Source organism: Mycobacterium sp. 2-64, assembly GCF_035918375.1.
Classification (GTDB): Bacteria; Actinomycetota; Actinomycetes; order Mycobacteriales; family Mycobacteriaceae; genus Mycobacterium; species Mycobacterium intracellulare.
In genome coordinates, this window is sequence record NZ_CP142361.1 from 3,727,114 (window position 1) to 3,750,146 (window position 23,033).

Here is a 23,033-nt window from a genome sequence, read left to right on the forward strand (position 1 = left end):
CTCGTCAGGCCTGCTTCGCCGCTCGGGCGCGGCGGGCGTCGAGAACCACCTGGAAAATCAGCACCAGCACCGCAACCCCCATCAGCAAGGTCGACAGCGCATAGGCGCCGTACTCGACGCCGCGGTTGTATCGGTCCGAAACAAGCAATGTCAGTGTTTGCGACTTTCCCGGCAGGTTCGACGACACGATGAGCACCGCACCGTATTCCCCCAGGGTACGTGCGATTGTCAACACGATGCCGTACGTCAGGCCCCACCGGATGGACGGCAGCGTGATCCGCCAAAACGTCTGCCACCAGCCCGAACCCAGCGTCGCCGCCGCCTCCTCCTGGTCGGTTCCCAGCTCGTGCAGCACCGGCTCCACCTCACGCACCACGAACGGCAGGGTGACGAAGATGCTGGCGAGCACGATGCCCGGCAGGCCGAAGATGATCTTGAACCCGAGGTCGTTTTCGACGAATCCCAGCGCACCCGCCGAGCCCCACAACACGATCAACGCCACACCCACGATGACGGGTGAGACCGCGAACGGCAGGTCGATGATCGCCTGCAGCACGCCCTTGCCGCGAAACCTGTTGCGCGCGAGCACCAATGCCGTCGGGATGCCGAAGATTACGTTGAGCGGCACCACGATGGCCACCACCAGCAGGGTCAGGTTCAGCGCCGATATCGCCGCGGGAGTGCTGACCCAGGCGTAGAACTGGCCGAACCCGGGCCGAAACGTCCTCCACAGGATCAACGACACCGGCACGACCAGCAACACGAAGATGTATCCGAGCGCCACGAATCGCAGGGAATAGCGGACTCCGGCGGACGACGTCATGCGGCCAGCTCCTCGCGTTTGGCCGCGTGCCCACCCACGATCCGCAAGATGAGCAGGACCACGAACGAAATCGCCAACAGCACAATGGATATCGCGGCGGCGCCGGTGCGGTCGTCGTTTTCGATCAGGGTCCGTATCCACTGCGATGACACTTCGGTTTTGCCCGGCACCGCGCCGCCGATCAGCACCACCGACCCGAACTCGCCGATCGCGCGCGAGAACGCCAGGCCCGCACCGGACAACAGCGCGGGCAGCAGCGCCGGCAGCACCACCGAGGTGAAGATCTTCGGGCCGCTGGCGCCCAGCGACGCCGCCGCCTCCTCGACTTCGCGATCCAACTCCAGCAGCACCGGCTGAACCGCGCGGACCACGAAGGGCAGCGTCACGAAGGCCAACGCCACCGTCACACCCCACGCGGTGTGCTGCAGGTGCAGACCCACCGGGCTGTTGTTGCCGTACAACGCCAGCATGACCAGGCTGGCGACGATGGTGGGCAGCGCGAACGGCAGGTCGATGATCGCGTCGACCAGTCGCTTCCCGACGAAGTCGTCGCGCACCAGCACCCACGCGATCACCAGACCAAAAATCAGGTTGAGCACAGTCACCCCGGCCGAGATCGTCAGGGTCACTCGGAAGGATTCCAGCGCGGCATTGGAGGTGACCGCGAGCCAGAACGCGTGCCAGCCGCCGCCGGCGGACTGCCAGGCGATCGCCGCCAGCGGCAGCAACACGATCACCGAAAGCCACACCGTTGCCGCCCCGACCCGCAGGGCGGTGGTCCCGCGGCCACGCCCGGGCAGCGGCCCGTGCCCGGGGTCGCCGCTGAGTTCGGGCCGGATTGCCAGCGGGTCCGGCGTGATGGCCGTCATCCGGTGGCCTGCGTGTAGATCTTGGTGATGCTGCCGGTGCTCTTGTCGAACAGCTGCGGATCCGCCGCGCTCCAGCCGCCGAGGTCGGCGATGGTCCACAGCTTCGTCGGCACCGGATATTGGGCGCGGAAGTCGGCGGCGACCGACGGGTCGACCGGCCGGAAACCGGCCTGCGCCCAAACCTTTTGGGCCGCGGCCGTGTACTGGAAGTTCTTGAACGCGACGGCGGCCTGCAGGTGGGGGCTGGTGTTGACGACGGCGACCGGATTGTCGATCTTGAAGGTCTGCGGCGGGTTGACGTGGTCGACGGGCTTGCCCGCCCGCTCGGTCGCGATGGCCTCGTTCTCGTAGCTGATCAGCACGTCACCGCTGCCCTGGATGAAGACGTCGGTGGCTTCGCGTCCCGATCCGGGACGGAGTTTGACGTGCTCGGTCACCAGCTTCTTGATGAAATCCACGCCGGCGGCGCTGTTGGCGCCGCCTTCGCTCTTGACGGCGTACGGCGCCAGCAGATTCCACTTGGCCGACCCCGAACTGAGCGGGCTGGGCGTGATGACCTCAATGCCGGGCCGCAGTAGGTCATCCCAGTCCTTGATGTGCTTCGGATTGCCCTTGCGCACCACCAGCGTGACCACCGAGCCGAACGGGATCCCCTTGGTGGCGTCGGTGTTCCAGTCTTTGGAAACCTTGCCGGCCTTGACCAGTCGCGCGATGTCGGGTTCGACGGAGAAGTTCACGACGTCGGCCGGCTTGCCGTCGACGACACCGCGGGATTGGTCACCGGAGGCCCCATACGAGGTCACCACCTGCACGCCCTTGCCTTCTTCGGAGGCATTGAACGCCGGAATTATCTTGCTCCACCCGGGTTCTGGGACCGAATAGGCGACCAGCGTGATGGAAGTGCGTGCGCCGGCCAGCCCGCCGCCGCCGACGGCATCGCTAGCGCCCCCGTGGCAGCCGGCGATACTTGCGGCCACGCCGGCTGTCGAAACCAGGGCAAGTACAGGCCGCCAACGCAATGCGGTCCTGATGTCCATCGAAGGCCTTCCGGTGGGGGACTTATCGGATCTCGGTCCCGTCTCAGCGGAAAGGCAACTAGAACTTCAGGAGGATTCGAGAACTCCAGAACCAGACCGCACACGGGTTTGGGAGTCAGCGACAACAGTGCACGAAGGCATAGCACCCCGGGATGCCAATCGCCACGCGCATGGCGGGAAGCCTAACAGGAATTGACGGTGCCGCCACCGCAGCCGGCGCACGCCACCGCGGCGGGCGCCTCACCGGTGCATCAGGTGCGTGACCAGCCACGTGCCGATCACCAGCGCCACCAAGATGAGGAGAACCAGCGTCACGTGTGACCGAGGCATGCGCGTCACCCGGAGGTCTCACCGACATGGCGGGCACGGCGCATCAACTCGATGCCCTTGCCGAGGAGGCCGTCGAGCAGGGCCCCCGTCACGTAGGCCACCGCCAGCACGACCGGCATCACCACCATGGCCTGCAGCACGAAAGGGAGCCCCGAAAGCCACAGCTCGTTGCCGTCCCACCAGTTGAGGAACGCGTTCACGGAGCTCACCCTATGTGGCGCCGCCACACAAAACCAATGCGTGAACATCGGCGCCCGGGAAGGGGTACGCCACGCCGCGTCGGCGAAACGTTGGACGCCGGGCCGCCGTGCGGTCGATGATGTCCAGATGGTTCTGCATGTTCAGCCCGACGACCAACCGGCCCAGCCGGACGAAGACATGCCCGAGGAAGCGTTTCCAGCGGCGTCCGCCACGTCGATGTCGTCGTCCATCGACCTGCGCACTCCCGGGCCCCTCGCTCCCAGCGCGGCCCTGCGTAACCCGTTTCCGCCGATCGCCGATTACGCGTTCCTGTCGGACTGGGAAACCACCTGCCTGATCTCGCCGGCCGGGTCGGTGGAATGGCTGTGTGTGCCGCGGCCGGACTCGCCGAGCGTGTTCGGGGCGATCCTGGACCGCAGCGCCGGCCATTTCCGGCTGGGCCCCTACGGCGTCTCGGTGCCCTCGGCCCGCCGGTATCTGCCGGGCAGCCTCATCATGGAGACCACCTGGCAGACGCACACCGGATGGCTGATCGTGCGTGACGCGCTGGTCATGGGGCCCTGGCACGACCTGGACCGCCGGTCGCGGACGCATCGCCGCACCCCGATGGACTGGGACGCCGAGCACATCCTGCTGCGCACCGTGCGCTGCGTCAGCGGCACCGTCGAACTGATGATGAGCTGCGAGCCGGCGTTCGACTACCACCGCGTCGGGGCCACCTGGGAATACTCCGCCAACGCGTACGGCGAGGCCATCGCGCGCGCCACCAGGCAGCCCGACGCCCACCCCACGCTGCGACTCACCACCAACCTGCGGATCGGGCTGGAAGGCCGCGAAGCGCGCGCACGCACCCGGATGAAGGAGGGCGACGACGTGTTCGTGGCCCTGAGCTGGACCAAGCACCCGGCGCCGCAGACCTACCAAGAGGCCGCCGACAAGATGTGGCAGACCACCGAGTGCTGGCGGCAGTGGATCAACATCGGTAACTTCCCCGACCACCCGTGGCGGGCCTACCTGCAGCGCAGCGCGCTCACGCTGAAGGGGTTGACCTACTCGCCTACCGGCGCGCTACTGGCGGCCAGCACCACGTCGCTGCCGGAAACACCGCAGGGCGAACGCAACTGGGACTACCGCTACGCCTGGGTGCGCGACTCCACGTTCGCGTTGTGGGGCCTGTACACGCTCGGGCTCGACCGCGAGGCCGACGACTTCTTCGCGTTCATCGCCGACGTCTCGGGGGCCAACAACAACGAGCGGCACCCGCTGCAGGTGATGTACGGCGTGGGCGGGGAGCGCAGCCTCGTCGAGGAGGAATTGCATCACCTGTCCGGCTACGACCAGGCCCGGCCGGTGCGCATCGGCAACGGCGCCTTCGACCAGGTCCAGCACGACATCTGGGGCTCCATCCTCGACTCCTTCTACCTGCACGCCAAGTCGCGCGAACAGGTCCCGGAGACGTTGTGGCCGGTGCTGAAGAAGCAGGTGGAAGAGGCGATCAAGCACTGGCGCGAGCCCGACCGCGGAATCTGGGAGGTGCGCGGGGAGCCGCAGCACTTCACGTCGTCGAAGGTCATGTGCTGGGTGGCGCTCGACCGCGGGGCGAAGCTGGCCGAACGGCAGGGCGAGAAGAGCTACGCCCAGCAGTGGCGGGCCATCGCCGAGGAGATCAAGGCCGACATCCTGGCGCACGGCGTGGATTCCCGCGGGGTCTTCACCCAGCGCTACGGCAGCGACGCGCTGGACGCCTCGCTGCTGCTGGTGGTGCTGACACGGTTCCTGCCGCCGGACGACCCGCGGGTGCGCAACACCGTCCTGGCGATCGCCGACGAACTCACCCAGGAGGGCCTGGTGCTGCGCTACCGGGTCGAGGAGACCGACGACGGGCTGTCCGGCGAGGAGGGCACGTTCACGATTTGCTCGTTCTGGCTGGTGTCGGCGCTGGTCGAGATCGGGGAGGTGCGCCGCGCCAAACGCCTGTGCGAGCGGTTGCTGTCCTACGCCAGCCCGCTGCACCTGTATGCGGAGGAGATCGAGCCGCGCACCGGCCGCCAGCTGGGCAACTTCCCGCAGGCGTTCACCCACCTGGCGCTGATCAACGCGGTGGTGCACGTCATCCGGGCCGAGGAGGAGGCCGACGGCTCCGGGATGTTCCAGCCCGCCAACGCGCCGATGTAGCCGGAAGGGAGCCCGCGTCAGCTGCGGGCGCCGAGTTTGTCCATGAGCGCGTGGGCGAGGTCGATGGCGGTGGTGTTGATGTTGCCGTTGCCCTGATCTCCCGGACCATAAATGGGAATGAAGTCGACCCTCACCTCGACAACGTAAGGCCCCTTGACGCCGAGGGCCCGGGCCACGGGTGTTGCGTTCAAAACCGAGTACGGGGCGGACCCCATCGAAACCGTAGCCGCGACAACCGAATTCAGGACGCGCACGTCGGAGATGGCATCCGTACCGTAGATATCGGTCGGCGGCGCTATCAGCGTGGTCCCGTCGCACTTCTGCCACCGCGCGACGAACCTGGCGAAGAGCGCGTCGGCGTCAGCGGCCGTCCGCAACGCGACGATGCCTTGCTGGACAATGTCGATCTTCACCGAATCCCTTTTGCCCACCCACATTTCGGCGGCCGTTTCTAGTATCGGCGCCGAGCCATACGGGCCCCGCTGCATCAAATGGACGACGCCGATGCACTCGGCGGGCTTCGCCTTATCCCACGCGGTTCCCAATTTGTCGCCGCCCCCGAACAACGAGTAATGCGGGTATGGCTGGAACGGCTGGTCGAGCAGCTTCGCCAGCGCGGTACCGTCGAACAAGGCCCGCTTGATGGCCGGCACCCGACCCGCGTTCGGCGCCAGAGTGCCTGTGCCGGAGATGGTTTGGGTGCACCCGCTCACCAGCAGCACCGCGACCACAGCGGCCAGCGAGTGCCAGGTGCTTTTCACTTCACCCCTCCCGACCTCAGCTCAGGGCGTTGACCCTGTCCATCATGGCGCGCGCGATGTCGAGCGCGCTGCTGTTGACGTTGGCCGATCCCGGGTCGGTGGATCGCCGCCCGCCGAAGAAGACCACCTCGACCTCCACGAGGCAGTTCGACCGGATACCGATGGCCCGCGCCTGGGGGGTGGGCCGCAGGGCGGGCATGTTGGGCAGCACCGAGGTGGCGGTTTTGGTCGCCGCGATGGTGGTAGCGGTGCCGCGGACATCGCTGATGACGTTCGTCGTGCTGATCGGGCCGGTCTGTTCCGAGGTCGTCATGCCGTTGCATTGCTGCCACTGCTGCGAGAACTGCGCGAACAACGCCTGAGCCTGCGCGGCCGAAGGCAGCGTGACCACGCCCTCCATCACGGTGATCACCTGCGCCGGTTCGCCGTTGTTCCACCACGACACCGAGGCGACGTCCTGGACCTGGGCTGAGCGGTACACGCTCTTTTGCAGCATCGCCGTCACGCCCAGGCAACCGGCCTGCGACGTCGACCGCTTGACCTGGTAGAGCTTCTCGGGGCCGCCGACTTGCGCCGGCTCGCGGGAGATCAGCGTCTGGTCCAGCATCCGCGACAGCATCGCGCCGTCGAGCAGCACCTTGCTGACCGTCGCGCCGCTCAGCGGACGCAGCTTCAGGTTCGGTGCCGGCTTCGCCGTTCCGTTCACGACCGCGCCGCATCCTGTCACCAGCGTGGCCAGCGCTGCGAGCGTCGCCGCCGCTTTGAGTATCCGCATGGCTACTTCTTGCCCTTGTCCCCCGCCGCGTCCGCGGACAGCGCCGCGACGAACGCCTCCTGCGGTACGTCGACCCGCCCGATGGTCTTCATCCGCTTCTTGCCTTCCTTCTGCTTTTCCAGAAGTTTGCGCTTGCGGGTGATGTCACCGCCGTAACATTTGGATAGCACGTCCTTGCGGATGGCTCGGATGTTTTCGCGCGCAATGATTTTCGATCCGATCGCCGCCTGGACCGGCACCTCGAACTGCTGGCGTGGGATCAGCTCTTTGAGCTTGGTGGTCATCTTGTTGCCGTAGGCCGAGGCGCCGTCCTTGTGCACGATCGCGCTGAACGCATCGACCGCCTCGCCCTGCAACAGGATGTCGACCTTGACCAGCTGGGCCTCTTGCTCGCCGGCCTCCTCGTAGTCGAGGCTGGCGTAGCCGCGGGTGCGTGACTTCAGGGAGTCGAAGAAGTCGAAGATGATCTCGCCCAGCGGCATGGTGTAGCGCAGCTCCACGCGTTCGGGTGACAGGTAGTCCATCCCGCCGAGCTCACCGCGGCGCGACTGGCACAGTTCCATGATGGTGCCGATGAATTCGCTGGGCGCGATGATGGTGGTCTTCACCACCGGCTCGTAGACGGTGCGGACCTTGCCTTCGGGCCAGTCCGACGGGTTGGTCACGACGACTTCGGTGTTGTCCTCTTTGACCACGCGATAGACGACGTTGGGCGACGTCGAGATCAGGTCCAGGTCGAACTCTCGCTCCAGGCGCTCCCGGGTGATCTCCATGTGCAGCAAACCCAAGAAGCCACAACGGAATCCGAAGCCCAGCGCCACCGACGTCTCCGGCTCGTAGGTCAGGGCCGCGTCGTTGAGTTGCAGCCTGTCCAGCGCGTCGCGCAGAACCGGATAGTCCGAACCGTCCACGGGATACAGCCCCGAGTAGACCATCGGCCTGGGCTCGCGGTATCCCGTCAGCGCTTCGGCGGCGCCGCGCTTGGCCGTCGTCACGGTGTCACCCACCTTGGACTGGCGGACGTCCTTGACCCCGGTGATCAGGTAACCCACCTCGCCCACGCCCAGGCCCTCGCTGGCCTTCGGCTCGGGCGAGACGATGCCGACCTCGAGCAGTTCGTGCGTGGCGCCCGTGGACATCATCGCGATGCGTTCGCGCGGTGTGATCTTGCCGTCGACCACCCGGACGTAGGTCACCACGCCGCGGTAGATGTCGTAGACCGAGTCGAAGATCATCGCCCGCAGGGGCGCGTCGGCCTTGCCCTGCGGGGGCGGCACCTGGCGCACCACCTCGTCGAGCAGCTCGGCCACTCCCTCGCCGGTTTTGCCGGACACCCGCAGCACGTCGTCGGGCCCGCAGCCGATGATGTGGGCGAGCTCTCCGGCGTAGCGGTCCGGGTCGGCCGCCGGCAGGTCGATCTTGTTGAGCACCGGGATGATGGTCAGGTCACGGTCCAGCGCCAGGTAGAGGTTGGCCAGGGTCTGCGCCTCGATGCCCTGGGCGGCGTCGACCAGCAGCACCGCGCCCTCGCAGGCCTCCAGCGCGCGCGACACCTCGTAGGTGAAGTCGACGTGGCCCGGGGTGTCGATCAGGTGCAGGACATGGTCTTCGTCGTCGACTTTCCACGGGAGCCGGACGTTCTGCGCCTTGATGGTGATGCCGCGCTCGCGCTCGATGTCCATCCGGTCCAGGTACTGGGCGCGCATCGAGCGCTCATCGACGACGCCGGTGAGCTGCAGCATCCGGTCGGCCAGCGTCGACTTGCCGTGATCGATGTGGGCGATGATGCAGAAATTCCGAATCTGCGCCGGCGCGGTGAAGGTCTTGTCGGCGAAACTGCTGATGGGAATCTCCTGGTCTACTTCAAACGTGATGGGCGCGGCGCGGCCGTTTTACTGGCGGTTCGCGGGCATGTCCAGCGTATCTATGCAGCGTCGCCCGGACCTACTTGGACACAGTCGCGCCCGGTTGCTCGCGTCTATGCTGCGAATATGGCGTCTGCCCGGAAATCGCAGTGGAAGACGTTCCAGCGGTTTGCCGAGAATCTGGTGTTCAACGGGGCCCCGCGGCTGGCCCGGCACGTCCAGAATTCCCAGACCGTCCTGCGCGAGTTGCAACAGGCCGTGCGGATCACCGCGAACGTCATCGCCGCCGCGGCGCCGCCACCGTCCGACACGACGGTCGCGGGCCGGCCGGTGACCAGCAACAGCCGGCCCACCGCGCAGCGGGCCCGCAAACTCGTGTACGCGCCGAGCCTGGACGGCCGGGCCGATCCCGGCGAGATCGTCTGGACGTGGGTGGTTTACGAGGACGATCCCAGCCGGGGCAAGGACCGGCCCGTGCTGGTCGTCGGACGCGACCGCGGCACCCTGCTGGGCTTGATGGTCTCCAGCCAGGAGCGCCACGCCGCCGATCCGGAGTGGGTTGGAATCGGCTCGGGCAGTTGGGATTACGAGGGACGATCCAGTTGGGTTCGGCTGGACCGCGTGCTCGACGTGCCCGAAGAGGGCATCCGCCGCGAGGGCGCGATCCTGGACCGCGAGATCTTCGACGTGGTGGCGGCGCGGCTGCGCGCCGACTACTCCTGGCGCTGAGTCGGCCGTTCCGCCGAGCCCTGGCACTTCGCCGAGCGTGCACTCACGGCGAGAAAACCGCCGAATTTTCGCCCTGATTGCACGTTCGGCGAGCGGGGCCGGCGGGTTGAGCAAGCCGCCGCCGAGTCAGCCCTGGGTGATGTAGGACTGCAGCTGCTGCTGCTCAGCCTCGAGTTCTTCCATCCGGGTCTTCACCACGTCACCAATGCTGACGATGCCGATCAGCTTCTTCCCGTCCAGCACCGGCACGTGGCGCACCCGGTTCTTGGTCATCAGCACGCTGATCGCATCGACGGTGTCGGCCTTCGTGCACGTGGCCAGCATGCTGGTCATGATCTTGGAGACCGGGCGTGACAGCACGCTGGCGCCATGAGTGTGGAGCTGGCGCACGACGTCGCGCTCCGACACGATGCCGACGACCCCCTCGTCGCCGACCACCACCATGGCGCCGATGTTCTGCTCGGTCAGACCCGCCAGCAGCTCACGAACCGTCGCGTCCGGGTTGATGGTCACCACCGCCGCGCCCTTGTTCCGCAAGACGTCCGCAATCCGCATTAAGGCCTCCAGCCGGGTTTGTGATCCGCTTCACATCAGGCTACGGCTAACTCGCGCGGCGGAAAAGCCACCACGAGAACCTGCACACAGATCGTGTCCAAGCGCCGCCGGCCGGCCGGATCGTTCGATCGGGCCACCGCAAACCGAGGGGACCTGCAAGATAGGGCCATGATCGAGGTCACTCTGCTGGGCACCGGAAGTCCGATCCCCGACCCGAACCGGGCCGGGCCGTCGACCCTCGTGCGGGCCGGCGGGCAGGTGTTTTTGGCGGACTGCGGGCGCGGGGTGCTGCAGCGGGCGGCGGCGGTCGGGGTGGGTGCGGCCAGCTTGTCGGCGCTGCTCCTCACCCACCTTCACAGCGATCACGTCGGCGACCTCGGAGACGTCCTCATCACGCGGTGGATCAGCACCTTCACCCCCGATCCCGCGCCGCTGCCCATCATCGGGCCGCCCGGCACCGCGGAACTGGTGGAGGCGACGCTGAAGGCGTTTCACCACGACATCGGCTACCGCATCGCCCATCACGCCGATCTGAATGCGCCGCCGGCCGTCGAGGTCCACGAATACACCGACGGTCCGGTGTGGGACCGCGACGGCGTATCGATCCGGGTGGGCGCCACCGATCACCGGCCGGTGGCCCCGACCATCGGGTTCCGCATCGAATACAAGGGGGCATCGGTGGTGCTGGCCGGCGACACCGTGCCGTGCGCGAGCCTGGACGAGCTCGCGGCCGCGGCCGGCGCCCTGGTGCACACCGTGATCCGCAAGGACATCGTCGCCGCCATCCCGCAGCAGCGGCTCGTCGACATCTGCGATTACCACTCCTCGGTGGAAGAGGCGGCGGCGACCGCCGCCCGCGCGGGCGTCGGCACCCTGGTCATGACGCACTACGTGCCCGCGCTGGTGCCCGGCCAGGAAGAGCAGTGGCGGGCGCTGGCCGCCGAGCAGTTCGGTGGGCGCATCGAGCTCGGCGACGACCTGCACCGGGTTCAGGTCGACGCGCCCACCTGACGCCCTACCGGGACGACGAATCGCGTTGCGCCGCACGGGTAATCGCGACACCCGCCACCACCAGCCAGGTCAGCGCCACCACCCGGGCGACCGGCAACAGCACCCCCAGCGCGGGCCAGATCAAAACGCCGGCCGCCGATTCGGCGAGGACGGCGGTCGCCAGGCCGGCCCGGGCGAGCGGGCCGGGCAGCACTCCCCCGGGCGCCGCCATCGCGGCCACCAACAGGCCCAACGCCACGATGTGGGCCGGGCCGCCGGTGAGAAAGACGAGCAAGTACAGCGCTCTCGCCACGGGGGTGTCGGCGCTGACTTCCGGCCACGACATCGCCCAACCCAGCGCGCCGGCCAAGCCGAGCGCGCCGGCGGCCAAGGCGCCGGCCGTAAGCGCGGTCGCGGCCGCCGCGCGGCCGGCGCCGAGTTGCCTCAGCCGCGCGGCGGCCGTCGCCGCGTAGACCGCCAGCGGGACCGCCGACGCGAACGTCGCAACGGCCATGACGCGCACGGCGGTTGGCTGGGCCCGCACGTACGCGGCCACCGCGCCGACGGGGCCGTACGGCAACGGCATGACACCGCCGATCCCGACGCCGATCGCGATCCCCCCGAAGAGCAGCCCGACGCACAGCAGGGACAGCGCCGTAAGGGGCGGCCCGCGGTGGGGGCCGTTCGCCTCGGGGTGGGCCCCGGTTTCGCGGATACCGTTCATTGCCAAACGGTATCGCGCACCCGCTCGCCTTCGGCGCCTCTGCGTCGGGCTACCGAGCGCGTCGGGCGAGAGGACAGCGGCACCCTCGCGGAGGGCTCAACTCACGGATCGGCCGACGGCGACGAAAGCCGCGAGCAGCAGGAGAATCACGTTGATGGGCAGAGGTTCTCGCTCGTTACGCGTCAGGTGCACGCGCATCGCGCCGATCTGCACGATGACCAGACCCACCGCAGCGATCGGGGTCAGGATGCGGGCGATGCCGGTGGCCCCGGGCAGGATCACGCCGAGCGCGCCGACGATCTCGACCGCGCCGACAGCCTTGACCGCGGCGTCCGAGTGGTCCTTCATCCAGTCGAGCCGGCCCGACGCTACGAGTTGTTCGCGCGGCCGAACGACTTTGAGCCCGCCCGCGACGAGATAGGCGAATGCGAGTAGACCCTGCACGGCCCACAGCGCAATGTTCACGATGATCCCCAATCCTTACCATTTGTGCGTAGCCACATCGTGTGTCAGCGCTGGGGCGGCCGCATAAGGCACATCGGTGTATGTATCCAGGACGGAGACCTCGCTATGACCAACGTCACACGAAAGACGCCACGGATACCCGAGGGCGGGGCGGTCCGGGAGGTCCTGGATCGCATCGGCGACAAGTGGAGCCTGCTGGTAATCGGCACGTTGCGTGACGGGCCAATGCGGTTCGGTGCGCTGGAGGCGGCCGTGGAAGGCATCTCGCAGCGGATGCTCACCCTGACGCTCAAGCATCTTGTCGTGGATGGCCTGGTCGACCGCACGGCCTACGCCGAGGTGCCACCGCGAGTCGAGTACGAATTGACCGAACTGGGGCGGACATTGCTACCGCTGGTGATCTCGTTGGCCCAATGGGCCATGGCGCACCGCGAGGAGATCAACGCCAACCGCACGTCACGGTAGCGGTGCATACCGGCCCCTAGGCGAGCCGGGTCACCTCCACGATCACGTCGAGATCGGTGGCGCCCTCCCCGGAGTAGATGCCCTTCAATGGGGAAACATCGGCGTAGTCGCGACCCGCACCCACGCCGACGTACTGCTCGGTGATCTCGGTGTCGTTGGTGGGGTCATAACTCCACCAGGCCCCCGTCCACGCCTCGATCCAGGCGTGACTGCGCCCTTCCACGGTGTCCCCGACGACGGCGTCGCGTTTGGGATGCAGGTATCCCGAAACGTAGTGCGCGGGAATCCCCATGCCCCGCAACAACATCAGCGTCAGGTGTACGAAGTCCTGGCAGACACCCGTGCCCGCCTTGAGCGCGTCCAGCCCCGACGAGTGCACGCTGGTTGTTCCCGGCAGGTAGTCCAGTTCGTCGCGCACCCAATGGGCTGCGGCGACAACGGCTTCGGCCGGCGCGTGGGTTTTGCTGATCTTCTTGCCCACCGAGGCCACCCGCTTGCTGGCCGGGGTGTGCCCGGTGGGGCGGAGCAGGTCGTCGAAGCGATCGATCACGGCATCCGAGCGCAGGTCGTCCCAGCCCGCCTCGGTGGCCGGCCCCTCGGCGCGTTCGGTCTCCACGACCGAAGAGGACATCACCGTCAGATCGGTGTGCGGCGCGTGCAAATCGAACGCCGTCACCGCGGTACCCCAATAGTCGATGTAGCGGTAGGACCGGGTTGCCGGGATGGTTTCGACGCGGTTGAGGATGACGTTCTGGCGGTTGTTCGACCGCGGCGTCAGCCGGGCTTCGTTGTAGGAGGCGGTCACCGGTGACTGGTAGGCGTACCCCGTGGTGTGCACCACCCGCAGCCGCCACATCAGCCGTCCTCTTTCCTGCTGACCAGTCGGGGGCGCTGACCGGCGTCCGACCACGCCACCCACGGCGCGATGTGAAAGTACTGCAGCGCCAAGGCTTCCCCGACGTCGCGGCAGGTGCGCTGCAGGCCCGCCAGCCGGCCCTCCAGCGTCTCGAGCAGCACCCCCGGCTGGACGAACTCCAACTCGCTGCGGGCCTGCCCCAGCAACCGCTGGGCCTCGGCGGTCGCCCCGATCCGGCTCTGCCGATTGCGGACCAGTTCATCGAGGTTGTGTTCGGCCAGCCGCAGCGAGTAGAACACCGAACGCGGAAACAGCCGGTCGAGCAACATGAACTCGACCACCCGCCCCGCGTCGAGCACACCGCGATACGTGCGCAGATAGGTGTCGTGCGCGCCCGCCGACCGCAGCAGCGTCACCCAGGCCGGGGACGAGGCGCTGTCTCCGACCCGCGACAGCAACAGGCGCACCGTCATGTCGACGCGCTCGATCGCCCGACCCAAGACCATGAAGCGATACCCGTCGTCGCGCGACAGCGTGGAGTCGGCCAGCCCGGCGAACATCGCCGCCCGCCGTTCCACGAACGACAGGAAGTCATGCGGCCCAAGGCGTTTGGCGGCGCGCTCGCGTTCGGGCAGGGCGTGGTAGGTGGTGTTGAGGCACTCCCAGATCTCGCTGGACGTCACCTCCCGCGCCGACTTCGCGTTTTCGCGGGCCGCGGTGATGGCGTCGACGATCGAGCAGCCGCCCTGGGCGTTTTTGCTGTAGGCCACCAAATCGGTCAACGACCACACGTCGAGTTCATGATCCGGTGGATCGATGCCGAGCACCCGCAGCAGCAGGCGCGAAGCCTGATCGGGGTCGACGCTGGAATCCTCGAGCAACTGGTGCAGGACAACGTCCAGAATCCGCGCGGTGTCGTCGGCGCGTTCGACGTAGCGCCCGATCCAGTAGAGCGCCTCGGCGTTACGTGCCAGCATCGAACACCGCCCGCTGTTGCTGCTGCTGTTCGAGCTGCTCGCGCACGGGCCGTTCGGTGGGTTGCGGCTGTTGCGAGGCCAGCCGCGGCGAGTCGTCCAGCATGGGGTCGGGCATGGAGGTCGGCAGCGCCCGCACCACCTCCGCCGCCTCGAGCTCGTGGTCGCCGGCCGATGCCCGCGACGCCAACACCCAGGTGTCCTTCGAGCCGCCGCCCTGGCTGGAGTTGACCACCCGTGATCCCTCGACCAGCGCGGTCCGGGTCAGGCCACCGGGCAGCACCCAGACGTCGTTGCCGTCGTTGACCGCGAACGGACGCAAGTCGACGTAGCGGGGGGCGAGCGCGCTGCCGACCTGTGTCGGCACCGTCGAAAGCTCCATCATCGGCTGGGCGATCCAGCTGCGCGGATCGTCGCGGATCTTTTTGGCGACGGCGGCCAACTCCTTGTCGGAGGCCTCCGGGCCGAACACGATGCCGTAGCCGCCGGATCCCTCGACCGGCTTGAGGACCAACTCGTCGATCCGGTCGAGCACCTCTTCGCGTTCGTCGTCGAGCCAGCAGCGCAGCGTCTCGACGTTGGCCAGCAGCGGCTTCTCGCCCAGGTAGTACTCGATCATGGTGGGCACGTAGGTGTAGACGAGTTTGTCGTCGCCGACGCCGTTGCCGATCGCGCTGGAGATGACGACGTTTCCGGCGCGGGCGGCGTTGACCAGGCCGGCCACCCCCAGCACCGAGTCGGCGCGGAACTGCAGCGGGTCCAGGAAGGCGTCGTCGATGCGCCGGTAGATGACGTCGACCTGGCGCTCCCCTTCGGTGGTGCGCATGTACACCTGGTTGTCGCGACAGAACATGTCGCGCCCTTCGACCAGCTCGACACCCATCTGACGGGCCAGCAGCGAATGCTCGAAATACGCCGAGTTGTAGACGCCCGGGGTCAGCACCACCACCGTCGGGTCGGCCTCGTTGGTGGCCGCGGAGTTGCGCAGCGCCCGCAGCAGGTGGGAGGCGTAGTCGTCGACGGAACGCACGCGATGCGTGGCGAACAGGTTCGGGAAGACGCGGGCCATGGTGCGGCGGTTCTCCATTACATAGGAGACGCCCGACGGCGAGCGCAGATTGTCCTCGAGGACCCGGAAATTGCCCTTTTCGTCGCGGATCAGATCGATGCCGGCGACGTGGATCCGGACGCCGTTGGGCGGGACGATGCCCATCGCCTGGCGGTGGAAATGCTCGCACGAGGTGACCAACCGGCGCGGGATCACCCCGTCGTTGAGGATTTCCTGGTCGCCGTAGATGTCGTCGAGGTACATCTCGAGCGCCTTGACCCGCTGGGTGATGCCGCGTTCGAGCCGGGCCCACTCGGCGGCCGAGATGACCCGCGGCACCAAGTCCAGCGGAAAGGGCCGCTCCTGGCCCGACAAAGAGAAGGTGATGCCCTGGTCGAGGAACGCGCGCGAGAGCGCTTCGGCGCGAGCCTTGAGCTCCGAGGCGTCCGACGGCGCAAGTTCGGCGTAGATGCCCTTGTAGGGGCCACGAACGGCGCCCTGGGCGTCGAACATCTCGTCGAAGGCCATGTCGTAGGCGTCCGAGGATGTGTTGTATCCACCGAAAATCCGCTCAGAACGCGCAGCGCGAAAACCCCGCCTGGTCTCCTCAAGCTGGTTCGTCAGACTCACTGTTCAGATGCTGCCTCAAATCGATGTTCTGGCAGCCGACGTGTTCCCGTTTTGGGAGAAAACGTAACTCACTGATAACCTGGGCAATCGCTGTGGTGATTTCCGGCGCCCCAACCAAACGTCTGATCGAAGAAGGAACTCGAGCGTGGCCAACATCAAGTCGCAGCAGAAGCGCAACAAGACGAACGAGCGCGCTCGCCTGCGCAACAAGTCGGTGAAGTCGTCGCTGCGCACCGCCGTCCGCGCGTTCCGCGAGGCCACCAGCGCCGGCGACAAGGAGAAGGCCGCCGAGTTGCTGGTGTCGACCAACCGCAAGCTGGACAAGGCCGCCAGCAAGGGCGTGATTCACAAGAACCAGGCCGCCAACAAGAAGTCGGCGCTGGCGCAGGCCCTCAACAAGCTCTGAGGCCCGGCCTCAGCGGCTGCGCTGGGCGGCTAGCTCGGCAACCTGCCTGACCGCGGATTCCAGGGCGTAGTCGGCGTCCGCCACCGCCCCCTTGACGTTCGCGTTGAGCGCCGCGACAACCTGCATCGCCGCGGCCACCGTGTCGCGGGACCAATGCCGGGCCTGTTTCTGGGCCTTCTGCACCCGCCAGGGCGGCATGCCCAGCTGCGACGCCATCCGGTAGGGATCGCCGGACAGCGGTCCGACGCGGCCGATGGTGTGGATCGCCTCGGCCAGGGCGTCCGCCAGCACCACGAGGGGCTCGCCTCGCATCATCGCCCAGCGCAGCGCCTCGGCTGCTCCCTCGATGTCGCCGGCCACCGCCTTGTCGGCGATGTCGAAGCCTTTCACCTCGGCCTTGCCGCTGTGATAGCGCCGCACCGCGGCGGCGTCGACGGCGCCGCCGGTGTCGGCGACCAATTGGGAGCAGGCGGACGCCAACTCGCGCAGGTCGGAGCCGACCGCGTCCAGCATCGCGGTCACGGTCTGCTCGTCGGCCTTGACGCGCAGGGCGCGGAACTCCTTGCGGACGAAGTCGATGCGTTCGCTGAGCTTGGTGATCCGCGCGCACGGGTGCACCTGGGCGCCGAGCTTCTGCAGGTCGGTGGCCAGCGCCTTGGCCCGCCCGCCGCCCGAGTGCACCACCACCAGCACGACGCCCGCCGGCATGTCGGTCGCGGCCGAAACAATCACTGCGGCAGCGTCTTTGCCCGCTTCGCCGGCGGCCTCCAGCACGACGATGCGTTCGTCGGCGAACAGCGAGGGGCTCAGCAGCTCGGCGAGCTCGTAGGTGCTGACGTCACCCGCTCGCATCCGGTTGACCGGAATGTCCGCGTCGTTGCCGGCCCGTTTCCGCGCCGACCGCAGCACGTCGGCCACCGCCCGCTCGACCAGCAGCTCCTCATCTCCCAGCACCAGGTGCAACGGCGAAACCTCGCTCACCCCATGATGGTGTCACGGCCGACCGACGATCCCGGACAGCGCCCAGGCCAGCCCGGCCAGCGCGGCCACCCCCGAGACGAGGCGGAACGGGCGCCACCGCCACAGCACGATCGCCAGCACGGTCACACCGCCGACGAGCATCGTGCCGGGCGTGCCCTCCGGGACCGGCACCGTCGCCCCGGGCAGGCCGGCCGCCCAGCGGGCCACGCCGGCCACCCACCACAACTCGGGGCCGGTGAAGCGAATGAGCAGCCGCGCGGCGGCCGGCCATACCGGGCAGAGTGCCGCGGCCGCGGTGCCCAACACCGTGATCGGCGCGATCACGGCCGCCACGACGAGGTTGGCGGCGGCGGCGACCACGCTGAACCGGCCGGAGATCGCCGCGACCAGCGGCGCGGTCACGATCTGCGCGGCCCAGGCTACGGCCAGCGCATCGGCCAGCGGCTTGGGGCAACCTCGGGCCGTCAGCCGCCGCGACCAGACCGGTGCGACGACGATCAGCGCGGCCGTGGCGAGCGCCGACAACGCGAACCCGACGTCGACGGCCAGCTGCGGGGCGACGGCAAACAACAGCAGCACCGCGGCGGCAAGGGCCGGAATGGCTTGGCGCCGACGCGAAGACAGCATTCCCGCCAACGCGATGGCGCCCATCACCGCGGCCCGCAACACGCTGGCGGTCGGTTGCACGACGATGACGAAGGCCACCAAAGCCAGCGCGGCAAGGACGACGGCCGTCCGGGGGCCGAGTAATCGGGCCGAGAACAGCACGGCGGCACACACGATCGTCACGTTGGCCCCCGACACCGCCATCAGGTGCGTCATGCCGGCCGCGCGGAAGTCACGGCCCGTGTCGCTGGACACCGCCGAGGTGTCGCCGAGCACCAGCGCGGGCAGCAGCGCGGCCTGCTCGCCGGGCAACGCCTCGCGGACCGCCGCGGAGAACCGGCTGCGCACGCCGTGCGCCACACGTTGCACGGCGCCCGCGGCGCCCATGGTCGGCCGGCCCGACGCGTTGAGCACCGCGACCGTCAAATCGCGCCGCATCGGGCGGCCGATGCGCGCGCTGAACCGCAGTGGTTGTCCCACCATCAGCCCACCGAAATCCGCGGCGCGCGCGAAAACGACCACCCGCCCGGAGATCTCGTCGTCCCGCAGGCGTTGCAGGGTGGCCCGAAACATCAACCGGGCGCTACCCAACGACACCGGGCTCTCGGTGGGGGTGACCGTGACCGCGGCGGTCATGCCGTACACCGCGGCGATCGGGTGGCGATCGACCGCGTCGGCGCGCAACGCGATCGCGAACCCGAAACCCGCCCCCACGACGCCGATCGCCGCGAGCGCGGCGCTGATCGCCCGTAACCGCGCCCCTGCAGCGGGACGGTCTCGCGCGCGCCACGCCAGCGCTGCCGAGGCGCCGATCAACACGACGCAGCACCAAGCGAGGGCGCGCCCGATCGGCCACCAGATCCCGCCGGCGGTCACCGCCCAGCAGGTCAGCGCCGGCGGCACCAGGCGCACATCGACTCGGGCGCCGGGCGGGGCACCCAACCCGGGGTGATGCACCCTCAGACACGGACCAGGGCGCGTAGCTTCTCCAGCCGCGCCGGCCCGATGCCCTCGACATCGGCGAGCTGGTCCACGCTGGTGAACCTGCCATTGGCCTGCCGCCACGCCACGATCGCGGCGGCGGTGACCGGCCCGACGCCCGGCAGCGCGTCGAGTTCCTGGACGGTCGCGGTGTTGAGGTTGACCGCCTCGCCCGCTTTCGGCTTGGCCGACCCGGGCCCCGCCCCCGGCCGAGGGGGCGGCGCTTTGGACGTGGGCGGCGATCCGGAGGCCACCGAACTGCCCAGCGCCGTCGGCTGTCCCGGAGCGGGAGCGAGACCGACCACGATCTGCTCACCGTCGCCGAGCGGTCGGGCCATGTTCAGTCCGATGGTGTCGGCGCCGTTCACCGCGCCGCCGGCGGCCTGCAGCGCGTCGGCGATGCGGGCGCCGGGCGCGAGCGTCACCAGCCCAGGGGTGTGCACCAGGCCGACGACGCTGACCACCACCGGGTGGTCCGGTTCGGCGGCGGGGCTCGCCGAGGAGCGCGGGCTCGCCGTCGCCACCTTCTCGACCGGCGGCAGCTTGGCCGACATCACCGGCGCCGGCCGGTCGCGCACCAACGTGAACACCGTGACCAGCACCGCCAGCGCCGCCACGATCGCCAGCCCGATGGCGCCTGCGCGTCCCGGGTCGGCGCGCACCTTCGCCACCCAGCCCCGATCGTCGGACGCGTCGGGCAGCCAGCGCGGCAGCAGCGAGTTCTGGTCGTCGTTCGCGGAGTCCTCGGCCGACGTCGTCCCGGAATCCCCGGCGGCCGCATCGGCATCCGGTTCGGCGCGGAGCCGCCGCTGCAGGCGCTCGGCCGGAAGTTCTGTTCGCATGGGCCGACCGTAGGTCCGCCCGCCGCCGCAACCGGCCCGGCGCAGGACGCCTCGGGGCCGATCTGTGGATTAACCCGAGGCTGTGCACAGCGCCCGCAGGGGATGGGTCAAGATGGAGGTTGAGCGAACGACCAGCATCGCCAGAAATCGGCTCTGGGTGATGGGTCGCCACGGTCACCCCGACACGACAGGAGGCTGCCATGCAACTGGCGCTCACACCCGAGGAAGCCGCGTTCCGCGACGAACTCCGCAGCATCTACACGACCAAGATCCCCCAGGAGTTGCGCGACCGGGTGCGCCAGGGCTCGGCGGAAGTGAACCGCGACGACATCGTCACCAGCCACAAAATCTTGCACGAACACGGGTTGGCGGTACCGAACTGGCCGGTCGAGTGGGGCGGCAAGGACTGGACGCCGACCCAGCACCAGATCTGGGCCGACGAGATGCAGCTGGCGTGCGTCCCGGAGCCGCTGAACTTCAACACCAAGATGGTGGGCCCGGTGATCGCCGAATTCGGTTCGGAGGAAGTCAAACAACGCTTTCTGCCCCCGACGGCCAGCCTCGACATCTGGTGGTGCCAAGGGTTTTCCGAGCCGGAGGCCGGGTCGGACCTGGCGTCGCTGCGCACCACCGCGGTCCGCGACGGCGACAGCTACGTCGTCAACGGCCAGAAGACCTGGACCACCCTCGGCCAGTACGCGGATTGGATCTTCTGCCTGGTCCGCACCGACCCCCAGGCGCCCAAGCGCCAGGCCGGCATCTCGTTCCTGCTGTTCGACATGAAGACGCCGGGCATCACGCTGCGGCCCATCAAGACGATCGACGGCGGCCACGAGATCAACGAGGTGTTTTTCGAAGACGTCCGCGTGCCGGCCAATCAGCTTGTCGGAGAAGAGAACAAGGGCTGGACGTACGCGAAATTCCTGCTGGGCAACGAGCGCACCGGCATCGCCGGCGTGGGCCGGACCAAGGTGCGCCTCGCCGAGGTGAAGAAGCACGCCGCGGCCACCGGGGTGCTCGACGATCCGTTGTTCGCGGCGCGGCTGGCCGAAGCCGAAAACGAGCTGCTCGCACTGGAACTCACGCAGTCGCGTGTAGTCACCGACTCCGCCAACGGGCAGCCCAACCCGGCCTCGTCGGTGCTCAAACTGCGCGGCAGCCAGTTGCAGCAGATCGCCACCGAACTGCTCGTCGAGGTCGCCGGGCCGGATGCGCTACCGGCCAACGGCGAAGACATCTCGTCGCCGTCCTGGGCGCAGCACAGTGCGCCGCACTACCTCAACTACCGCAAGACGTCGATCTACGGCGGCAGCAGCGAAGTGCAACGCAACATCATCGCGTCCACCATTCTGGGATTGTGAGGCAGCCATGGACTTTCAGTTGAGCGACGAGCAGTCCCTGCTCCGAGACACCACCCGCGACCTACTGGCGCGCACCTATGACCCGGAAAGCCGCAACAAGGTCATCGGCTCCGATCTGGGCTGGAGCCGCGAGGTCTGGAGCCAGCTCGCCGACACCGGGATCCTCGGGCTGGGATTCGAGCCCGACGAGTCCGGCCAGATCGAGATCGCGGTGGTGCTGACCGAGATCGGGCGCCGGCTGGCCCCCGAACCCGTCCTGCACGCCGCGCTGGGACCCGGCGCGCTGGTCGCCGAGCTGGGCAGCCAGGAACAGAAGCAGCTGCTCGACGAGGTCGCGTCCGGGCAGCGGCTGTTGGCCTTCGCCCACCTCGAACCGGGCCAACGCAGGCCGTCCGCCGCGTTGACCACCAAGGCTGCGCAGCAAGGTGATTCGTGGACGGTGAGCGGCCGTAAGAACCCGGTGCTCGCCGGGGACTGCGCCGACACCCTGGTGGTCAGCGCCGCCCTGCCCGACGGCGGCACGGGCCTGTTCCTGGTCGACGCGAGCGTCGAAAAGACTGTGACACGGCACCCGTACCGCACCTTCGACGGGCAGCGCGGCGCCCAGATCGACCTCGACTCCGCCGCCGCCGAACCTCTGGGTGAGGCGGCCGACGCGTCGGGCGCCATCCGCAACGCCATCATCCGCATCCAGTCGGCGCTGTGCGCCGAGGCGCTCGGGGCGATGGAGGAATCGCTGCGCCTGACGACCGATTACCTCAAGACCCGCAAGCAGTTCGGTGTCACGCTCAACAAATTCCAGGCGCTGACACAGCGGGCCGCCGACATGTACGTGTCGCTGGAACTGGCCCGCAGCATGAGCCTGTACGCGGCGATGTCGATCGCCGACGGCAACCTCGATCCGGTGATCGCCTCGCGGGCCAAGCTGCAGATCGGCCGCTCGGGCCGGCACATCGCGCAGGAGTCGATCCAGATGCACGGCGGCATCGGCGTCACCGCGGAATATCCGATCAGCCACTACGCCGCCCGGCTCACCGCCATCGAGCACACCCTGGGCACCTCCGGCGAGCACCTGCACAACCTGATCGACCGGCTCGGCGACTACGAGCTGGTCCGCCTCTGACCCATGGCCGAGCTGTCGGACAGGGTCATCGAGTTTCTGTCGGCCGGCACCCGCACCGGGATGCTGGGGTACGTCGCCGCCGACGGCCGGCCGCTGGTCACCCCGGTGTGGTTCGTCGTCGACGAGGGTCAGCTGGCCTTCAACACCGGCCGTGACACGTCGAAAGGGCGTGCGATAGCGCGTGATTCACGCGTCGTGATCTGCGTCGACGACCCGCACCCGCCCTACTCGTTCGTCCAGGTGCAGGGCGTGGCGACGGTGAGCGAAGACCCCGCGGACGTGCTGGACATCGCCACCCGAACCGGCGCCCGGTACATGGGCGCCGAGCGCGCCGAGGAGTTCGGCCGGCGCAACTCCTCGCCCGGCGAGCTCGTGGTGCGGGTGCGACCGACCAAGATCAACGCGGGATTCGACATCAGCGACTGAGCGCGTAACCGGCCGAACGTCGAGTTGTTGGGCCG

General features: G+C 68.4%; 24 protein-coding genes. 8 read left to right on the forward strand and 16 right to left on the reverse strand.

Annotated elements, in window-relative coordinates; translation table 11 throughout:
• Positions 1 to 4 precede the first annotated feature (4 nt).
• The 4 genes from cysW to QGN31_RS17425 all read right to left on the reverse strand — a co-directional run bounded on the left by cysW (position 5) and on the right by QGN31_RS17425 (position 3,259).
• A complete protein-coding gene (gene cysW / locus QGN31_RS17410; protein WP_008255299.1) occupies positions 5 to 823 on the reverse strand; it encodes a sulfate ABC transporter permease subunit CysW in 819 nt (272 codons plus the stop codon).
• Positions 820 to 1,692 carry a sulfate ABC transporter permease subunit CysT gene (gene cysT, locus QGN31_RS17415; protein ID WP_009952316.1) on the reverse strand — a complete coding sequence of 291 codons (873 nt, stop codon included), beginning with the start codon at positions 1,690 to 1,692 and terminating at the stop codon, positions 820 to 822. Before cysT ends, cysW begins: the two co-directional genes overlap by 4 nt.
• Positions 1,689 to 2,729, reverse strand: a complete 1,041-nt coding sequence (locus QGN31_RS17420; protein WP_050989374.1) for a sulfate ABC transporter substrate-binding protein — start codon at positions 2,727 to 2,729, stop codon at positions 1,689 to 1,691. Before QGN31_RS17420 ends, cysT begins: the two co-directional genes overlap by 4 nt.
• A gap of 335 nt (positions 2,730 to 3,064) precedes the next feature.
• A complete protein-coding gene (locus QGN31_RS17425) occupies positions 3,065 to 3,259 on the reverse strand; it encodes a hypothetical protein (protein WP_009952319.1) in 195 nt (64 codons plus the stop codon).
• A 217-nt stretch (positions 3,260 to 3,476) separates the two neighbouring features.
• Here QGN31_RS17425 and QGN31_RS17430 point away from each other — a divergent pair, with 217 nt between their 5' ends.
• Complete coding sequence (locus tag QGN31_RS17430) at positions 3,477 to 5,435, forward strand: glycoside hydrolase family 15 protein (RefSeq protein WP_172417567.1); 1,959 nt, start codon at positions 3,477 to 3,479, stop codon at positions 5,433 to 5,435.
• 17 nt (positions 5,436 to 5,452) lie between these two features.
• Here the strand turns inward: QGN31_RS17430 and QGN31_RS17435 are convergent, their stop codons facing one another.
• The 3 genes from QGN31_RS17435 to lepA are packed head-to-tail and all read right to left on the reverse strand — an operon-like array spanning position 5,453 to position 8,845.
• Complete coding sequence (locus QGN31_RS17435) at positions 5,453 to 6,196, reverse strand: sensor domain-containing protein (protein WP_014384191.1); 744 nt, start codon at positions 6,194 to 6,196, stop codon at positions 5,453 to 5,455.
• 16 nt (positions 6,197 to 6,212) lie between these two features.
• Positions 6,213 to 6,971, reverse strand: coding sequence for a sensor domain-containing protein (locus QGN31_RS17440; protein ID WP_009952323.1), 759 nt, complete (start codon positions 6,969 to 6,971; stop codon positions 6,213 to 6,215).
• Between the two features lie 2 nt (positions 6,972 to 6,973).
• A complete protein-coding gene (lepA, locus tag QGN31_RS17445; protein ID WP_080587992.1) occupies positions 6,974 to 8,845 on the reverse strand; it encodes a translation elongation factor 4 in 1,872 nt (623 codons plus the stop codon).
• A 117-nt stretch (positions 8,846 to 8,962) separates the two neighbouring features.
• On the opposite strand from lepA, the gene QGN31_RS17450 reads away from it, so the two are divergent.
• The gene (locus QGN31_RS17450; protein ID WP_008255287.1) at positions 8,963 to 9,565 is read left to right on the forward strand and encodes a type II toxin-antitoxin system PemK/MazF family toxin; all 603 of its coding nucleotides are present in this window, start codon (positions 8,963 to 8,965) and stop codon (positions 9,563 to 9,565) included.
• Positions 9,566 to 9,691: 126 nt separating this feature from the next.
• Here the strand turns inward: QGN31_RS17450 and QGN31_RS17455 are convergent, their stop codons facing one another.
• Complete coding sequence (locus tag QGN31_RS17455; protein ID WP_008255284.1) at positions 9,692 to 10,120, reverse strand: CBS domain-containing protein; 429 nt, start codon at positions 10,118 to 10,120, stop codon at positions 9,692 to 9,694.
• 168 nt (positions 10,121 to 10,288) lie between these two features.
• On the opposite strand from QGN31_RS17455, the gene QGN31_RS17460 reads away from it, so the two are divergent.
• Complete coding sequence (locus QGN31_RS17460) at positions 10,289 to 11,131, forward strand: ribonuclease Z (RefSeq protein ID WP_014384189.1); 843 nt, start codon at positions 10,289 to 10,291, stop codon at positions 11,129 to 11,131.
• 4 nt (positions 11,132 to 11,135) lie between these two features.
• On the opposite strand, the gene QGN31_RS17465 is transcribed toward QGN31_RS17460, so the two are convergent.
• Both QGN31_RS17465 and QGN31_RS17470 read right to left on the reverse strand, forming a co-directional pair.
• Positions 11,136 to 11,834: a hypothetical protein gene (locus tag QGN31_RS17465; RefSeq protein ID WP_014941627.1), complete on the reverse strand. Its 699-nt coding sequence runs from the start codon at positions 11,832 to 11,834 to the stop codon at positions 11,136 to 11,138.
• Positions 11,835 to 11,930: 96 nt separating this feature from the next.
• Positions 11,931 to 12,299 carry a DoxX family protein gene (locus tag QGN31_RS17470; protein ID WP_041785440.1) on the reverse strand — a complete coding sequence of 123 codons (369 nt, stop codon included), beginning with the start codon at positions 12,297 to 12,299 and terminating at the stop codon, positions 11,931 to 11,933.
• Positions 12,300 to 12,404: 105 nt separating this feature from the next.
• Between QGN31_RS17470 and QGN31_RS17475 the strand changes: the two genes are divergently transcribed.
• Complete coding sequence (locus tag QGN31_RS17475; protein ID WP_014384186.1) at positions 12,405 to 12,764, forward strand: winged helix-turn-helix transcriptional regulator; 360 nt, start codon at positions 12,405 to 12,407, stop codon at positions 12,762 to 12,764.
• Positions 12,765 to 12,780: 16 nt separating this feature from the next.
• Here QGN31_RS17475 and QGN31_RS17480 read toward each other — a convergent pair whose 3' ends face one another.
• From QGN31_RS17480 to QGN31_RS17490, 3 genes are read right to left on the reverse strand one after another with little or no spacing between them, the layout of a single operon-like run.
• Entirely contained in the window at positions 12,781 to 13,620 is an 840-nt protein-coding gene (locus QGN31_RS17480; protein WP_014382199.1) for a transglutaminase family protein, read from the reverse strand.
• Complete coding sequence (locus QGN31_RS17485) at positions 13,620 to 14,597, reverse strand: alpha-E domain-containing protein (protein ID WP_014382198.1); 978 nt, start codon at positions 14,595 to 14,597, stop codon at positions 13,620 to 13,622. Before QGN31_RS17485 ends, QGN31_RS17480 begins: the two co-directional genes overlap by 1 nt.
• Positions 14,584 to 16,272 (reverse strand): circularly permuted type 2 ATP-grasp protein, encoded by a 1,689-nt coding sequence (locus QGN31_RS17490; protein WP_014382197.1) that lies wholly within the window; start codon positions 16,270 to 16,272, stop codon positions 14,584 to 14,586. The genes QGN31_RS17485 and QGN31_RS17490 overlap by 14 nt, the downstream gene beginning before the upstream one ends.
• A gap of 145 nt (positions 16,273 to 16,417) precedes the next feature.
• Between QGN31_RS17490 and rpsT the strand changes: the two genes are divergently transcribed.
• Positions 16,418 to 16,678: a 30S ribosomal protein S20 gene (rpsT, locus tag QGN31_RS17495; protein WP_008255272.1), complete on the forward strand. Its 261-nt coding sequence runs from the start codon at positions 16,418 to 16,420 to the stop codon at positions 16,676 to 16,678.
• A gap of 9 nt (positions 16,679 to 16,687) precedes the next feature.
• Here the strand turns inward: rpsT and holA are convergent, their stop codons facing one another.
• The 3 genes from holA to QGN31_RS17510 are packed head-to-tail and all read right to left on the reverse strand — an operon-like array spanning position 16,688 to position 20,088.
• Entirely contained in the window at positions 16,688 to 17,641 is a 954-nt protein-coding gene (gene holA / locus QGN31_RS17500; protein ID WP_085977676.1) for a DNA polymerase III subunit delta, read from the reverse strand.
• Between the two features lie 30 nt (positions 17,642 to 17,671).
• A complete protein-coding gene (locus QGN31_RS17505; RefSeq protein ID WP_014711139.1) occupies positions 17,672 to 19,177 on the reverse strand; it encodes a ComEC/Rec2 family competence protein in 1,506 nt (501 codons plus the stop codon).
• Positions 19,178 to 19,224: 47 nt separating this feature from the next.
• Positions 19,225 to 20,088 (reverse strand): ComEA family DNA-binding protein, encoded by an 864-nt coding sequence (locus QGN31_RS17510; protein ID WP_009953600.1) that lies wholly within the window; start codon positions 20,086 to 20,088, stop codon positions 19,225 to 19,227.
• 200 nt (positions 20,089 to 20,288) lie between these two features.
• Between QGN31_RS17510 and QGN31_RS17515 the strand changes: the two genes are divergently transcribed.
• From QGN31_RS17515 to QGN31_RS17525, 3 genes are read left to right on the forward strand one after another with little or no spacing between them, the layout of a single operon-like run.
• Entirely contained in the window at positions 20,289 to 21,449 is a 1,161-nt protein-coding gene (locus tag QGN31_RS17515; protein ID WP_008255257.1) for an acyl-CoA dehydrogenase family protein, read from the forward strand.
• 7 nt (positions 21,450 to 21,456) lie between these two features.
• Positions 21,457 to 22,572 carry an acyl-CoA dehydrogenase family protein gene (locus QGN31_RS17520; RefSeq protein WP_014379697.1) on the forward strand — a complete coding sequence of 372 codons (1,116 nt, stop codon included), beginning with the start codon at positions 21,457 to 21,459 and terminating at the stop codon, positions 22,570 to 22,572.
• A gap of 3 nt (positions 22,573 to 22,575) precedes the next feature.
• On the forward strand, positions 22,576 to 22,998 hold the full coding sequence (locus QGN31_RS17525) for a PPOX class F420-dependent oxidoreductase (protein ID WP_008255252.1): 423 nt from the start codon (positions 22,576 to 22,578) through the stop codon (positions 22,996 to 22,998).
• Positions 22,999 to 23,033 lie beyond the last annotated feature (35 nt).